This window comes from Paraburkholderia sp. Ac-20342 (genome assembly GCF_017104985.1).
Lineage (GTDB): Bacteria > Pseudomonadota > Gammaproteobacteria > Burkholderiales > Burkholderiaceae > Paraburkholderia.
On the sequence record NZ_JAAGPQ010000136.1, the window covers coordinates 1 to 16,168 of the forward strand.

The window sequence follows — 16,168 nt, forward strand, 5'->3', positions numbered from 1 at the left end:
TTTCCGCGATGTTGTCGATGGTCTTCTGGAAGTCGTCCCACACGGAGACCGTGCAGTTCACGGCGGTGACGCCGCCCTTGCGCATGTCTTCGAACACCGAGCGTTCGAATTTCGAAATGTTCAGACCATCGATGATGATGCTCGAATCGTGAAGAGTACTCATTGCCTAAATCCGTTCAGGTTTGCAGGTCAGCGTCAAAAGCAGGTCAAAAGCAGGTCGGAAGCGCACCGAACGCGCTCAGACGGGCCGTTTGACGGCGTGCTTCACGGACGCCGCGTCGTTGTCGTGCGTCGTGCCGGCTTCCTCGAGTGCGGTGGTGGAAGTCTCTCGCAGCGAGAGGCCGCCGAGCATGGCGAAAATGGATACGGCGATCAGGTAATAGGCCGGCGAGAGGTTCGTTCCCGTCACGGAGATGAGCCAGGTCGCGACGAGCGGCGCGGTGCCGCCGAAAATCGTGTACGCGAGGTTATAAGTAATGGCCGATGCCGTATAGCGTGTTTGCGTGGGGAACACTTCCGACAGAAGCGGCGCAGTGACCACGCCCGAGAGAACGGCACCCACGGCAAGCAGCGCGACGCCGAGCAGCGACGGGGACAAGCTGCCGGAGCCGCCTAGCGTGAAGGCGGGATAAACCGACACGATGATGAACACGCAGGTGCTGGCAATCGTCGCGCGCCGGCCGACCCGATCGGAGAAGAGCCCGGCGAGCGGGCACAATGCCGCAGCGAAGAACAGCGCAAGAACGGTCACGAGGAGAGAGCTTCCGCGAGACAGATGCCCGGCGACCTGGAGATACGTGGCGAAATAGGTTGTGAACGTATAGAAGGAGAGCGCCGTCACCGAGATGAACGCGCCGAGCTTCAGTATGTTTCCGGACTGCGAACGCAGGGTTTCCACCAAGGGGGCGTGTGCGACTTTCTTCTTGCCTTCGAGTGCCTTGAAAGCCGGCGTCTCATGCAGATTCATGCGCAGATACACGCCGATAAGACCGACCGGCGCCGCGACCAGAAACGGAATGCGCCAGCCCCAGTCGACCATCGTCGCGGACGACAGCGAGGATTCGAGCACGTAAGTCACCACGGCCGCGCACGCGAACGAAGAAAAGGTCGAGACCGGCACGAAGCTGCCGAAGAAGGCACGCCGGCGGCGGGGCGCATGCTCCATCACATACGCGCACGCTCCCGCGTATTCGCCACCAGCGGAAAACCCCTGTACGCAGCGAATGATCGTGAGCAGCAGCGGTGCCCAGTAGCCGATGCGGGCATAAGTCGGGAGCAGGCCGATCAGCGTCGTGGCACCGGCCATCATCAGGATGGTGAGGGCGAGCGTTCGCTTGCGGCCGAACCGGTCGCCGATGACCCCGAAAAACAGGCCGCCGAGCGGACGCAGCGCGAAGGCGACCGCAAAGACCGCAAATGTCTTGAGAAGCCCGACCGTGGGATCGCTGCCGGGAAAGAATTCGCGAGTGAGGATGGTCGCGAGGAATCCGTACGCGGCGAAATCGAACCACTCGACGAAATTGCCTATTGAAGCCGCCGCGATGACGCGTCTGAGCGTCCTGGTATCGACCTCTTGGGTTGCTTGATTCGACATCGTTTCCTATCCCTCTCAATGGCCGGTTTCGGACCGGGTTGAAAGCAGGGTAGGTGCACAAATTACCTAGGTCTACAGGTATCGGTTACCTAGGTAATCGATACCTTGAGCAGACGTTACCGTGTCGAACAGAACCCTTATTCGGCGCTCTTGCGTTCAGCCTGTTCATGTATCGCCGCAATCAGCGCCAGCAGTTGCTCTGCGGCAAATGGCTTGGGCAGCGAGGCGCAGTCGAAGCCGAGTTCTTCGGGAGCGGGGGCTTCCTGGCCGGACGCAAAAACTATTCTGATGTCCGCATGCTGCCCGAGCGCAGCGCGGGCGAGTTCAATGCCGGACATGCCGGGAAGCATGATGTCGGTGAGAAGCACGTCCGCTTTTCGCGTCGCCAATAGCCGCATTGCCGCTTCGGCGTCGGCGGCCTGTTGCACGTCATAGCCCATGCCGGCCAGCAACTCGCTGACGGCTTCGCGAGAAGCGTCGTCGTCGTCCACGATGAGAATGGAGAAGCCGGCTGGCGCAGGCGCCACGTTCGATGGCGTTTGTCCCGCAGAGAGGGGCGCCGTTGCCGTGCCGGCGTTCGGGGCAGGGGACGGACCCAGCAGACGGCGGATCTTCGAGGCAAGCTGTTCCCGGCTGTAGGGCTTGCTCAGCAGATGCACGCCCGGGTCGAGCCGGCCGCCATGCACGATGGCATTCTGCGTATATCCCGAAGTGAAAAGGATCTTCATGTTCGGTAGAAACTGGGCCGCGAGCTTGACGAGTTCGGTACTGCGCATCGTGCCGGGCATCACCACGTCCGTAAACATCAGGTCGACATGGATGCCGCTTTCCACGATCACCAGCGCGCTTTGCGCATCGTCTGCTTTCAGTACCGTATAGCCCAGTTGCCTGAGCGTTTCCACGACCGTTGCCTGCACGCGCCTGTCGTCCTCGACGACGAGAATGGTTTCCGAGCCTCCGGCGAGAACGATCGGGTGTACGGGTTCGCGCTCGGCGGCCTTATCCATCGAACGGGGCAGATAGATCTTCACGGTGGTCCCGTGTCCGGGCTCGCTGTAAATCCGGATATGGCCGCCGCTCTGCTTGACGAAGCCATACGCCATGCTTAAGCCCAGCCCCGTGCCTTTCCCTTCGCGCTTGGTCGTAAAGAACGGCTCGAAGGCGCGTTCCACGACATCGGGGGGCATGCCCGTTCCGGTGTCGGTAATGGCGAGCAGGACGTATTGTCCCTCGCGAACGTCCGCGGCAAGGGCGCTATAGTGGTCGTCGAGCATGGCGTTCGACAGTTCGAGCGTCAGCTTGCCGCCTTCCGGCATCGCATCCCGGGCGTTGATGGCAAGATTCAGCACCACGTTCTCGAGATGGTTCGGGTCGACCAGCGTATTCCACAGGCCGCCGGCAATGACCGTTTCCACGTTGATCAGTTCGCCTAATGCTCGCCTGAGCAGATCGTCCATGCCGCGCAGCATGGCGGCGAGGTTGACGGCGATCGGCTGCAACGCCTGGCGGCGCCCGAAGGCTAGCAGCTGCGATGCGAGCTTTGCCCCGTGTTCGACTGCCTCGATCGCCTTGCCGAGCCGCTCCCGTGTCCACCCGTCGCGGCCGTGCCGGCCTTCGAGCAGTTCCAGGTTGCCGCGCAGCACCTGCAGGACGTTGTTGAAATCGTGCGCGACCCCGCCGGTCAGCTTGCCGAGCGCTTCCATCTTCTGTGACTGAAGCAGCGCAGCGCGGGCTTTTTCAAGTTCTTCGTGAGCACTCTTGCGCTCCGTCACGTCGCGGGTCACCTTGGCGAAGCCGATCAGCTTGCCGTCCTCATCGCGGATCGCGTCGATCACGACATTGGCCCAGAACCGGCTGCCGTCCTTCCTGACGCGCCATCCTTCGGTTTCGAAGCGCCCCTCGTCGGCGGCTATGGTCAGGCCGCGCTGAGGCAGTTTGCGCGCGATATCTTCAGCCGTATAGAAGCGCCTGAAATGCGTGCCGACAACTTCGCTCGCCTCATAGCCCTTGATGCGCGCGGCCCCGAGGTTCCAGTTTGTCACGAGGCCTTCGGGAGACAGCATGAAGATCGCGTAATCGGTTACGCCCTGCACCAGCAGCCTGAACCGCCGCTCGTTGTCCAGTACCGCTTCGCAGGCGAGGCGTTTTTCCGTGGTGTCCTGTACGATCTCGCCGAAACCGATGGATGTACCGTCCGCGGCATCGAGCGCCACGATGACCACCGTGGCCCAGAACCGTGTGCCGTCCTTGCGCACGCGCCAGCCTTCCGTTTCATATTGACCCTGTTCCCGCGCCGCTTGCAGGGCCGCTTGCGGGATGCCGTCGAGCCGGTCGTCCTGCGTATAAAACAGGGAAAAGTGCTGGCCGATGATCTCCTCGCAATCGTATCCCGCGATGCGCCTCGCGCCGGGGTTCCAACTGGCAACGTCGCCCTGTTCGGTGAGCCTGAAGATTGCGTACCCCGACACGCGCGCAATCAGGGCGCGTGGCCATACGGAATCGGTATCGTGGTTCGGGTTGCCATCCATCGGATCACTCGTTCGATTCACGGTACGACATGCGAAAGAGGCGAGGCGCTCACGACCGCTACCTGGAATGCGCGGGAGGCACCTGGTGCAACATGGCGCTCTCCACCTCGCCGTGCAAGTGACCTTGCGCCCACTCGAAACCGGCGCGCGTGACGATGTCCAGATCCATCTCGTCTTCCACGCCTTCGATGACGACGGTACGGGCCAAGCCGGTCATGCGGTGAAGCCGTTCGAAGCCGTGGGACGTGTCTTTTGCATCCGTCAGGAACGAGGTATCCAGTTTGATGATGTCCGGCGTGCCGATGTCGATGGCGTTTTGCGTGCCATAGCGCGAACCGAAATCGTCGATCGCCACTTTGCAGCCGAGCCGGTTCAGGCAACGCGAGAACTCTTGCGCCTCGGCGGGCTTGAGCGGCGCGGTTTCGGTTATTTCGAGGACCAGCCGCCGGGCGATGTCCGGCCGACGCTTCAACCGGTCGATGATGGCGGTCCACCAGTGGGAGAGCGCGGCGCTGGCGGCGGAAATGTTGCAGCCGAGCATCAGCGTGTCATCGGCGGCCAATCGGTCGATCACCGACGACACGACGATCTGGTCGAATTCGTTCATGAGCAGTGCCCGCTCGATACTGGGGATGAAGCTGGACGGCATCATCGCGCAACGGGACTCCGGCAGAATCACTCGCGCGAGGCATTCGTCGTATAACGAACGGTCCTGCTCGCCGACGTTGAAAATCGGCTGCAGGGAAAGTGCCAGATGCCCGTGCGCCATGGCATTCAGGACCTCGGTGGCGTGTGCGAGATGCATGCGCCCTTCCGACGCCGGAATTCTCACGACCTTCGTATGAGGTCTGCCGTCGGGACGCTCGACGGTAACGTCCAGCGCGGCAAGCGGGAGCAGGCCATGAGCAGAGGCAATATGCCTGAGCAGCATCTCGATGCAGGCATGGGTTCTCGACAGGCTCATGCTCGCCTTCAGCATCCCGGTGACGCGAATGCATCCGGCGTCCACCCGGCAGATCGTTGCCTGGTCGTCGACGATACCTCTGATACGCTCGAAAAATTCTATATCCATTGCGCGGGAAATCATTTTCTGATATCGCCGCTCGATTTCCTTGAGGTTCGTTATCCTTATGACCATATCCAGCCACCCGTCATGGTAGTGGCAGGCCGATGGCGTACTCGAAGCGGGTTGGATCATGAATCGCCTACGGTTAGCATGCCTGAATGACTTTTTTAATGCCGCTTCGGTTTGCGCGGCTACGTGTTACCTGGGTCGATGCTGGATCTTGCTGGCCGGGTCTCCGGCCAATCAGGTAACCCCTCGTTACGCGACGTCATCGATGCTGGTATTTTTTTCAAATACTGGGCTTGTCGCGGCGCCCATTGCCGAACCTCATGCGATGCCCTCATTTTTCACGGACATCGTTCGTGTTTCACGGAATAAAAAACGCGCGGGTGAGGTCAATCCGCGCAAAAGCACCCGGTGCGAGGGACACCGGATACGGTTAAATCGTCCTGGCAATATCGACAAACTATTTTCGATGCTCGTTTATCTGCAACCTATTCGTTTGCTCAACGTCGCGGCCGACGCTCTTCGTCCTCGCCGAAGTAAAAATGACTCAACTGCGGTTTAGCCGCTTCGTTGTATGGCCTTTAATAACCAAGGCGAACGGGATCGACAAATGGACCACCGGTTTCTCGAAAAAAATTGCTATCGACGGCGTTGCCTTGATTTTTGCGATCTATTGTCGCGATCGGTTCAGGGTTAACCACAGTCTTCCTGGGAAATTCCATGCGTTTTGTCGGATTTTTAGCCCCGCTTCCCGCCATTTGTCATTTCTTAACAGTCGAAAGCCCCATATTTGCCAAAATATTTTTGTTGATTTAATGATTGGGAACGATAATGTCATCCAGAACATAGGACTTGTCTTATTCTTGAAATATCCAGGTGGGCGCGATGGCGTGCCTTCATGGCGGTTGATCGAAACACGGGGCGAAGAAGATGGCTGGCGTACTGGACGATCTTTTACGGGGCTACGGCGATCTTCGGCGCTATCTCTCCAAACGGTTGAGCAGCGAAGACGCCGCCGATATTGCACAGGCATCGTTCGAGGTGGCGCTGCGCTATGTCGGGCAGAACGAGGTGCAGTCGCCCGCGGCGTTGATCTTTCACGTTTCGCGCAATTTGCAGATCGATGCGGCGCGCCGGAGAAAATTCTTGCCCCAGCAATTGTGCGAAGACGAGACCGGGGACGATGCGCTCGACCGACTCGGACGCACCGATGTGACTCCCGAGCGGGAATGCATCGGCCGGCAGACGCTGGATCAGGTTGTTCAGGCGCTGGATGGGCTTCCACCGCGCTGTCGCGAAGCGTTTATTCTGTGTAAACTGAATGGTCTCTCATACGAAGAAGCCGCTCACGAAATGGAAATCAGCCCGACGGTCATCAAGAAGTATCTGGTTCAGGCAATGAAGGCATGCCGTGAGGCCGCGCTATAAATACTAGATGACTGCGGGTTGCAAACCTTTGTGGTCGGCAGCATGACATGTCGCTAACCCAGGCCGAGATCGATGTAGCCGATGATCTCCTCGTTTCACTGGCATTTGGCAGTGACGAGGAGAAGTCGCGTGCTCGAACCGAACTCGACGAGTGGGCAAGCAGCGCGCCCGCGCGGCTTCAGTACGTTGCCGATCACCATGCGGCGGAACGCACCATCGACGCGCTGGCCGACGATCTGGGCCGACTGTACCGCCGGCATGTCGATGTACCCGCTCGCTTGACCCCAGCCGCCCCAACCATCCCAACCGCCCCGACTCTTTCCCCGCCACGCGGGAAGGTCGCTCCGCGAGCGCCGAGGCAAAACTGGTATCGGGGCGCGGCGGCCTATGGCGCCGGTTTGCTCTTCTGTTCGGTATCCGTGCTGTGGATCGTCAATCCGGTTTTGTCGTCCGAGCATCTGCAATCGGCGATCGGAGAACATCTCGATGCCACGCTCGCGGACGGCAGCCAGGTCGTGCTCAATACCGACACGGAGTTGACCTTCGTTAACCGGCTGCGCTCCCGCGACGTGACGATGCAGCGCGGCGAGGCCTTGTTCTCGGTCGTCCACAATGCGGTGAGGCCCTTCGAGGTCGCGGCGGGCACCGCCAGCGTGCGCGATATCGGCACCCGCTTCTCGGTGCGGAAAATGTCCGACGGCGTGGATGTCGCCGTGCTCGAAGGCAACGTCGAGCTGTCCGCGGCGAGCGGGATCGCGCCGGTCGCGTTGAGCGCCGGACAGGCGGCCCGCGCGGATCGCCTGGGCAGTGTCGAGATTCAGGACCAGCAGCAGTTCGAGGCGATGACAAGCTGGAAGGACAATCGCCTGCAATTCAACGGCACGCCGTTGCGGGACGTCGTCGAAGAGGTGCAGCGCTACCGGAAAACGCCGGTCGTGCTTGCGGATAGCCGGATTGGCGATTATCGCGTGACGGGGGGATTTTCCAGTACCGATCCCGATCTTCTGTTGAAAACCTTATCGCAGGTCGTCCCCGTGACTGTCGAATTTCAGAAAAACGGCACGGCGGTGATTGCATCTCGTCGCTGAATGCCGCCCCGTCGGTTATGCGGCTCGTGGGAGCAGTCGTTGCAATTCATTCAAAACGCTCAATAAAAATATGAGCGGCCGACTGACTGGCTTATTCACCGATGTCGTTTGTCTTTATTCAAGGCAGATAGGGCGCGACGCAGCGTGAATATCGTGCGGGTCAAGCGCGACGCAATGGCGTGGGGAGAATGGGGAAGGGGAAATCCGCCGATACGGAGTTCGTGTTCTACAGGCTCGCCGGCGAGAATCGGGTGTCCAACTGGGTAACCGACAGCCATCTGAAAGCGGCATTCTCCATGGGACCGCTCAAGCAGACCATGCTGGCCGGCTTCCAGTACCCGGTCAATTGGAACAGCCCGAAGTCGACCGTGAATGTCGGCGATTACATCGGTGTGCCGTTTCCAGACCACCCTATAGCGGACCGTTCGCCTATTCCCCGGCTGGGAAAAATGACTTCGATAACGTCTATCTGCAGGATCGACTGCAATAGATTTCTTGGATCAAATGACGATTCGGATAAGATAATTTTCAAACGGATGACTGGTCCGTTTAGCCGCGTCGTTCGCCCTTACACGCAGGCGATGTAAAACGAAGCCGCGGACGGCGTGAGCGCCGTCTAACGAAGACTCGTGTAAAAAATCACGGCCAGGCTGCGTGAGTGAGCTTCATCGATCCTAGGAGAATGTTCTCGCCGCCGCGGGCGATCCAGACCGTGGCGCCGGCGGCTTTCCCATATGATCAGGATGCCATATCGATAAATTTCGACTTGTTTGTAGTGGAATGCAGCGTCGGGCAACACGAATTTCAAGCAATAGTCGCCGTTGAAAACGGAAATGAGCCGCCGGGTGTGTGATGAATAAATTTACCAGTTACATGCAGAGGAAGACGGATCTGGAGTCCCAGATCGCGAGGGATCGCGCGCTTGTTCGAGACGAGATACTGCTTGAAATCATGAGCGCGATCGAGGAATTCAACTTCGATCGGGAGGAGCTGTTTCCAAACGGCAAGCGACGAAAAATCAAACCGCGCTATTTCGACCCTCAAAGCGGCGCGGTATGGAGTGGTCGAGGACGCGAGCCGCTCTGGCTGAAAGGCAAGGACCGGCGCGACTTCGAAGTGGAAACGGCGGGAGTGGACGATGCGCGGGAACACGACCAGCATTGAAGTGCCGTCGGCGGGTTCGGCTCGGACACCTGTGACGGTGCGTAAGAGCAGGCGCCCGTAGTCGGGTCCAGAGTGGGTGGACTCTCTGGCCACGATCGATTTCATGCGACGACTCTCTATTGGCGCGTGCCGGATCGCATCGATTGCACTGCTGCAACTAGCGGCAGTGGCGAGCGCATCGGCGTTTCCGTCCGCGGCTTCCGCTCCGGACGTGAGCACCGTCGATGCCGCGCCCGTTCCGGCCATTTCGCTGAGCGACGCGGTTGTGCAACTCGAGCAGATGCAGGTCGAACAGGACCGCATCAAGCAGCAGACTTCGACCGTCACCAGCGGCAAGGCACTCGACGCACTCGACGACGCCACTCAGCAACTGAGTACCGATGTCGGCAAGCTGCAAAGCGAACTCGTTCCGCAGCGCGCGCGGCTCCAGGCACAACTCGACGTGCTCGGGCCGCCGCCTGCCGCTGGCGCCGCGCCCGAAACCCCGGCCGTCGCGCAGCAGCGCGAAATCCTGAATGCGCGCAAAACACGGATCGACGCGGCGCTGAAGCAGGCCGCCGATCAGAAAACCAACCTCGCGAATCTGTCCGATCAGTTCGCGAAGCTGCATCGCAGCCTGCTTAAAAACGAACTCGTGTTCCGCTCGGGCAGCATCTTCGGCGCGCGGTTCTGGTTGCCGCTGTTTCGGCTTCCGCCGGAGGACGAGCGCAGGCTCGGTGCATTCGGCGCCGAACTGCGCGCGATGCTGCAGTCGTCCTGGGTGCCCGGACAACGCACGATCACCGTATTGCTGTTGATCGCCGCGTTCGCGATCTGGCTCGGCGGCCGCCGGCTCGTCGAGCATGCGCTCGCCTGGCTTTGCCTGAACCGCTTACCGGCCACGCGTTTGCGCCGTAGTGCGCTGGCGTTGTCGACGGCCATTTCCACGCTATTGGCAACGGCGTTCGCCGTGCAGGTTCTTTATCTCGCGCTGGCGCGCCACAGCGAACTCACGCCGGCGATGGCCGATCTATGGGACCAGTTCGGCAAGCTGGCCGTGACCTGCGCGCTGATCGCCGGGCTCGGCCGCGCGCTGCTATGCACGAACCGCCCGAGCTGGCGGCTGCCGGCGCTTGCCGATCCGGTCGCCCTCGCGATGAAGCCGTTCGTGGGCGTGCTGGCCGCGCTGCTGCTGCTGTCGGGCGCGCTCGAATCGGTCAACCGGATCGCCGACACGAGCCTGTCGGTCACGCTGTTCGGCCGCGGCCTCGTATCGCTCGTCGTCGCGCTGACGGTCGGCACGTCGCTGCTGCGCTCGAACCGCGTGCGCAGCGCGCTCGCGGCCGCCGGCGAGTCGCCCGAACGACGCTCGACGCTCGCCGGGCTGATCCACGCCGGCGTGACGCTGGCGACCGCCGCGGCGCTGATCGCGCTGGCCGTGGGCTATATCACGGTCGCTCGCTTCATCACTTACGAACTCGTGTGGTTCGAGATCGTGCTGTGCAGCGTCTACGTGCTCACGCAACTGACGCGCGACGCAAGCCAAAGCCTGTTCTCCGCGAGCCTGCCGACGGGCCGGCAGATCCGGCATCTGTTCGCGCTCGACGACCGGCATCTTGCTCAGGCGCATACCGTGGTGTCGGGTCTCGGCACGAGCCTGCTGACGGTGGTCGCGGCCATCGCGCTGCTGATGGGCGGCTTCGGCACGACGCCGGGCGATCTGCTCGGCAGCGTGCTTGCGATGATCGGTGGCCAGAAGCTGCAAAGCCTGAACATCATGCCCGAGCGCATCATGAATGCCGCGATCGGGTTCGCGATCGGCTTCTACCTGCTGCGCTCGGTACGCCGCTGGCTCGACGACGAGTTCATGCCCGCGCTCGGCATGGACACGGGGATGCGCCTGTCGCTGATTACGCTATTCACCAATGTCGGCTACGTGCTGCTCGTGTTGATGATGCTCGGGCTGCTCGGCGTCAGATGGAGCAACCTGGCATGGATCGTCAGCGCGCTGTCGGTCGGTATCGGCTTCGGCCTGCAGGAGATCGTGAAGAATTTCATCTCGGGGCTGATCCTGCTGACCGAGCGGCCGGTGAAGGTTGGCGACATGATCAGCATTGCGGGCGTCGAAGGCGATATCCGCCGCATCAACGTGCGCGCGACCGAGATCCAGCTCGGCGATCGTTCGACGGTGATCGTGCCGAACTCGCAGCTGATCTCGCAGAACCTGCGCAACGTGACGATGGGCAACAGCACGCAAGGCGTCGCGACGCTCGTGCTGACGTTTCCGCTGAATACCGATCCCGAGCAGGTGCGCGACCTGTTGCTCGATGCCTATCGCGAGCACCCGGAGATTCTGGAGAAGCCCGCGCCGTCCGTCACGTTCAGTCAGCTCATGCCGGACGGAATCACGCTGAGCGTGACGGGCTACGTATCGAGCCCGCGAATCGCGGGTTCGACGAAGAGCGATTTACTCTTCGGCATCCTCAAGCAGTTGCGAGCGGCGGGCGTCATGCTGTCAAGCCCGCATAGACTCGTCGTGCAGAACATGCCACCAGGAGAGCCCTATTGAACACGTTGCGAATAGAGAGTCAATCATGACGATGCCCGCGCTTGACCAGGCCGATCCGCTCGACGATTTCGAGCATCGGGATATTCTGCTGCTCGACAACACACATCGCGTCTATGTGATGGGAAGCGGTCCCGCCGTTGTTCTGATGGCTGAAATTCCGGGAATCAATCCTTATGTCACGCGCTTTGCGCGTTGGGTTCGGGATGCGGGTTTCACGGTCTATATGCCGCATATCTACGGCAGGGACGGCGCGGTATTCCGCAAATCGAACGTGATGCTGACGATGTTCTACAACAGTTGCATCAGCCGCCAATTCCGCGCCTTCCAGTCCAATGCGAGTTCACCGGCCACGCAGTGGTTGCGGGCGTTGGCGGCATTGGCGCACAAGGAGTGCGGCGGGACGGGCGTCGGTGCAATCGGCATGTGCCTGACCGGCAATTTCGCACTGACGATGATGCTCGAACCGTCTGTGATCGCACCGGTGTTGTCTCAACCCGCGCTGCCGCTGAATAACCCCGCGGGCATGCATATCGCGCCGGGCGAACTGGCGGCGATCAAGGCGCGCATGGAGGCTGAAGATCTGACGGTGCTGGCCTACCGCTTCGATGGCGACAAACTTTGCACGGCGGCGCGTTTTGCCGCTTATCAGGAGGCGCTTGGCGATCGCTTCATCGGTCGCGTGCTGCCTGATAGCGCGGCGAATCCCGATAGCCCGATGAAGAATCCACACAGTGTCGTCACGACGCATCTGATAGACGAGGCGGGCCAGCCCACGGTTCGGGCGCGCGATGAAATCCTGGCGTTCTTCCGGAGGCGGTTGATCGGGTGAGTCTTGCGGCAAGCGCGGGTTGCTCGGCCATTTGTCCTGTACGACTCCTGACTGAATTTCACTATTCACGCGCAACGGCGACCGCGTTCGACCGACCGGCCGTTGCAATAGGCGATCGAAATCGTAATAAGTTTTTCGATAGCAATATTTTTAGCCGATCGGATGGTCCGTTCTTTTTTCTCGTTCGCCTTTACTACTAAAGGACACGTTCAGTCATGAGCGCGTTCCTGATAAACCTTGTTGGCGAGTAAAAGAACGTATTCACTGGATTCGGGTGTGGGGGCGGTAATTGAAATTCTTCGGCTTCAGATCATTGGTGAAAAATATCCATCAGAAATAAAAGCGGATTCGGGATGGGGAAATCAGGATCGGTCGCTCATGCTATGGCTCATTGACACGGGTTGCTGGCAGGACTTGTTGCGTGCGTAGTCGAGGCACCGCGAGTTCGTAAGCCGACGTGAGTAATGCGGTATAGGGATTTTCACGAAAAAATTAATTAGCATTTTTTGCCATGGGGAATGTATCTGCCCCAGGGAGGTGTGCGCCTTTTGAATTGCACCGGGAGTCAATGCAATTGAGTGAATAAAACGAACGTATAAATCAGTTGATTTAATTCAGGGCATATAAGTCCGTTCGCTTGAACGAATTGACAAAACCATCGTTGGGTTTGCGTGGAAGTATTGAAAAATTAATGGCGGGGTGACCTGTGAACAAGAACTATCGCAGTATATGGAATGAAGCGTTGGCCTCCTGGGTCGCAGTTCCTGAAACAGCTTTGGCAAGGGGGAAGGGGGGAAGCAGCCATGTGACCGGACTCGAGCCGATTGCGCTCACTCGCCCGGATGACGAGGCAAATCAGGGCTTGCGCGTGTCGAAGCGCGCCATCGCTCTCGCGGTGCTGGCTGCCATCCTGATGCCGTCGGCAGCCTTCGCGCAATATACGGGGGGCTCGGGTGGAACCGGCACGATAGCCGATGACGTGGTCATTGGCCCCAACTCGTCCTCGGCTTCAGTGAACGGTGTTTATATCCAGATGGCCAACCGTACCGGTCCGGGGGTTTTGAACTATGCGGTAAGCAACGCCGACCTCATCTCCCAGCAGGTAGCGGCGACCATTCTTGGCGCGGGTAACGTTATCCAGGCCCTTGGTGCTACCGCTTCCGGTGGCGTTTTAATCGGCAATGGAAATCTTGCCACGGGGGCCATATCGGCTCCATCGTTTCTCATCGGTTACGGAAACATGTCGACAGGCGGGGGCTTTGCCGCAGGCACGGGCAATCTCCTCGCCGGCAGCGGCACGACCGCGATCGGTATAGCCAACACGGCCTCGGGCAATACGGCCATTGCACTGGGACGTCAGTCGACTGCCTCGGGCAATTTCTCTATTAGCCAGGGGAACGTGACTTCCGCGACGGCGGCCAACACCATTGCGATGGGCAATTCCGCTCAAGCGACGGCCCAGGGGGCCATCGCCCTCGGGGGCGGCACAACGCCGGGTACAGGCAACTTCGATGCAACCGGACCGAAAGCCACCGGGCAAAATTCGGTGGCGATCGGCACGAGTTCTCTGGCAGCGGCCGCGGGCGACAGCGCGCTGGGCTACAACGCCACGGCGAGCGGGGGCGGGTCGGTTGCGATGGGCCAGGCGGCGATTGCGAATGGCGCTGCCACTGTGGCGGTCGGCGAAAACGCCCAGGCCACGGGGACCAGCAGCGTGGCCATCGGCCAGGGCGCGGGCATGGGCGGAGCCGCGGCGAATTCGGGCAATACGGCGGTTGGGGTCTTCTCCGGCCAGAACGTGACGGGCACGATCAATTCGGCGTACGGCTTCAATGCCGGCAACGCCGTTTTCGGCGCGAACAATACCGCCATGGGTGCGGGGGCGGGAGACACGGTCGGCAGTTCGGGCACGACAGCCAGCTACAACACGGCGGTGGGCACGGCCGCGGGCAACAACGTCGGCAGCAATCACAACGTGGCGATCGGCGACAGCAGCGGCTCGAACGTGTCGGGGGGCGACAACAACTTCGCGGGCGGCAGCACGTCGGGTACCAACGTGACGGGCGCGAACAACATCGGATTGGGCTTCCAGTCCGGCCAGAGCGTGACGGGCAGCAACAACATCGCGATGGGCCGCCGGGCGGGCAACGGCATCACGGCGAGCAATACGATTTCGCTGGGCAACCAGGCGCTGGCGGGTGCGAACAATGCGCTGGCGTTCGGACAGGGGGCGACGGCGAGCGGTACTTCGTCGATCAGCGTGGGCACGGGCAACGTGGTGACGGGCAACAACTCGGGTGCGTTCGGCGATCCGAGCGTGGTCAGCGGTTCGGGGTCCTATTCGGTCGGCAACAACAACACGGTATCGGGCAACAACGCGTTCGTGATGGGCAGCAACATCAACGACGCGGTGGACAATTCCGTGGTGCTGGGCGCGAATTCGACGGTCGGGACGGCGAATACGGCGTACTACAACCCGGGTACGGGCACGCTGTCGGGTACGGCAGGCGGCGTGGTGAGCGTGGGCGCGGCGGGCGCGGAGCGCGAGATCACCAATGTGGCGCCGGGCAGCAATGCGACCGATGCGGTGAACGTGAGCCAGTTGCAGTCGCTGGCGGGTGTGGTGACGAATACGGTCAGTGCTATCTCGTCGCTGTCGACGGGGTTGAGCACGACGAATAGCAATGTGGCTTCGTTGTCGACGTCGGCTTCGACGGTGGAAAGCTCGCTGTCCACAGGTCTGTCGACGACGAACAGCAACGTGGCGTCGTTGTCGACGTCGTCTTCGACAGTGGAAAGTTCGTTGTCGACTGGTCTGAGCACAACGAACAGCAATGTGGCTTCGCTGTCGACGTCGGCTTCGACAGTGGAAAGCTCGCTGTCGACTGGCCTGAGCACAACGAACAGCAATGTGGCTTCGCTGTCGACGTCGTCGTCGACGGTGGAAAGCTCACTCTCGACTGGCCTAAGCACGACCAACAGCAATGTGGCGTCGTTGTCGACGTCGTCCTCAACAGTGGCAAGCTCCCTGTCGACTGGCCTGAGCACGACGAACAGCAATGTGGCTTCGCTGTCGACGTCGGCTTCGACAGTGGAAAGCTCGCTGTCGACTGGCCTGAGCACGACGAACAGCAATGTGGCTTCGCTGTCGACTTCGAGCTCGACGGTAGAAAGCTCGCTGTCCACGGGCCTGTCGACGACGAACAGTAACGTGGCGTCGTTGTCGACATCGTCCTCGACAGTGGAAAGTTCGCTGTCGACGGGTCTGAGCACGACCAATAGCAACGTGGCGTCGTTATCGACCACCGTCAGCGCGACGACCAGCAACGTGTCGTCGCTGTCGACTGGCCTGAGCACGACCAACAGCAACGTAGCCTCGCTGTCGACGTCGTCGTCGACGGTGGAAAGCTCACTGTCGACTGGCCTGAGTACGACGAACAGTAATGTCGCCTCGTTGTCCACGTCGTCGTCGACGGTGGAAAGCTCGCTGTCGACTGGCCTGAGCACGACCAACAGCAACGTCGCCTCGTTGTCCACGTCGTCCTCGACAGTGGAAAGCTCGCTGTCGACTGGCCTGAGCACGACCAACAGCAACGTCGCCTCGCTGTCGACCTCGTCCTCAACAGTGGCAAGCTCCCTGTCGACCGGCCTGAGCACAACGAACAGCAACGTCGCCTCGTTGTCGACCTCGTCCTCAACAGTGGCAAGCTCACTCTCGACCGGCCTGAGCACAACCAACAGCAACGTCGCCTCGCTATCGACCTCGTCCTCGACGGTAACCAGCTCCCTCTCGACCGGCCTGAGCACAACAAACAGCAACGTCGCCTCGCTGTCCACCTCAACCTCATCGGTCGTCAACGCCCTGTCCACCGGCCTGAGCACGACCAGCAGCAACGTCTCCTCCCTGTCGACAGTCG

11 protein-coding genes and 2 pseudogenes are annotated in these 16,168 nt (G+C 60.7%); 8 read left to right on the forward strand and 5 right to left on the reverse strand.

Translation table 11 applies throughout. The features are described from left to right. From G3N58_RS31750 to G3N58_RS31765, 4 genes and pseudogenes are all read right to left on the reverse strand, one after another. Nucleotides 1–163, reverse strand: a pseudogene (locus tag G3N58_RS31750) (peptidase M19); the annotation flags it as partial. Between the two features lie 75 nt (nt 164–238). After that, on the reverse strand, nt 239–1,594 hold the full coding sequence (locus G3N58_RS31755; RefSeq protein WP_167050454.1) for an MFS transporter: 1,356 nt from the start codon (nt 1,592–1,594) through the stop codon (nt 239–241). A gap of 137 nt (nt 1,595–1,731) precedes the next feature. Beyond that, complete coding sequence (locus G3N58_RS31760) at nt 1,732–4,122, reverse strand: PAS domain S-box protein (protein ID WP_206001161.1); 2,391 nt, start codon at nt 4,120–4,122, stop codon at nt 1,732–1,734. Between the two features lie 58 nt (nt 4,123–4,180). Further along, on the reverse strand, nt 4,181–5,320 hold the full coding sequence (locus G3N58_RS31765) for an EAL domain-containing protein (RefSeq protein ID WP_206001162.1): 1,140 nt from the start codon (nt 5,318–5,320) through the stop codon (nt 4,181–4,183). Nucleotides 5,321–6,124: 804 nt separating this feature from the next. Between G3N58_RS31765 and G3N58_RS31770 the strand changes: the two genes are divergently transcribed. The 7 genes from G3N58_RS31770 to G3N58_RS31800 all read left to right on the forward strand — a co-directional run bounded on the left by G3N58_RS31770 (nt 6,125) and on the right by G3N58_RS31800 (nt 12,251). After that, nucleotides 6,125–6,622, forward strand: coding sequence for an RNA polymerase sigma factor (locus G3N58_RS31770; protein ID WP_167050447.1), 498 nt, complete (start codon nt 6,125–6,127; stop codon nt 6,620–6,622). 47 nt (nt 6,623–6,669) lie between these two features. Then, nucleotides 6,670–7,710, forward strand: coding sequence for a FecR domain-containing protein (locus tag G3N58_RS31775; RefSeq protein WP_206001163.1), 1,041 nt, complete (start codon nt 6,670–6,672; stop codon nt 7,708–7,710). Between the two features lie 188 nt (nt 7,711–7,898). Then, the gene (locus G3N58_RS31780) at nt 7,899–8,297 is read left to right on the forward strand and encodes a hypothetical protein (RefSeq protein WP_205988165.1); all 399 of its coding nucleotides are present in this window, start codon (nt 7,899–7,901) and stop codon (nt 8,295–8,297) included. 71 nt (nt 8,298–8,368) lie between these two features. Continuing rightward, nucleotides 8,369–8,563 (forward strand): hypothetical protein, encoded by a 195-nt coding sequence (locus G3N58_RS31785; RefSeq protein WP_206001164.1) that lies wholly within the window; start codon nt 8,369–8,371, stop codon nt 8,561–8,563. Continuing rightward, nucleotides 8,563–8,874 (forward strand): H-NS histone family protein, encoded by a 312-nt coding sequence (locus G3N58_RS31790; protein ID WP_167050439.1) that lies wholly within the window; start codon nt 8,563–8,565, stop codon nt 8,872–8,874. Before G3N58_RS31785 ends, G3N58_RS31790 begins: the two co-directional genes overlap by 1 nt. A 103-nt stretch (nt 8,875–8,977) precedes the next feature. Further along, nucleotides 8,978–11,422, forward strand: a complete 2,445-nt coding sequence (locus G3N58_RS31795) for a DUF3772 domain-containing protein (protein ID WP_206001165.1) — start codon at nt 8,978–8,980, stop codon at nt 11,420–11,422. A 25-nt stretch (nt 11,423–11,447) separates the two neighbouring features. Further along, a complete protein-coding gene (locus tag G3N58_RS31800) occupies nt 11,448–12,251 on the forward strand; it encodes a dienelactone hydrolase family protein (protein WP_167050435.1) in 804 nt (267 codons plus the stop codon). An 855-nt stretch (nt 12,252–13,106) separates the two neighbouring features. Here the strand turns inward: G3N58_RS31800 and G3N58_RS34560 are convergent. Beyond that, nucleotides 13,107–13,238: a hypothetical protein gene (locus tag G3N58_RS34560; RefSeq protein WP_275692092.1), complete on the reverse strand. Its 132-nt coding sequence runs from the start codon at nt 13,236–13,238 to the stop codon at nt 13,107–13,109. 253 nt (nt 13,239–13,491) lie between these two features. Between G3N58_RS34560 and G3N58_RS31805 the strand changes: the two are divergent. After that, nucleotides 13,492–16,168: pseudogene (locus G3N58_RS31805) on the forward strand (adhesin); the annotation flags it as partial.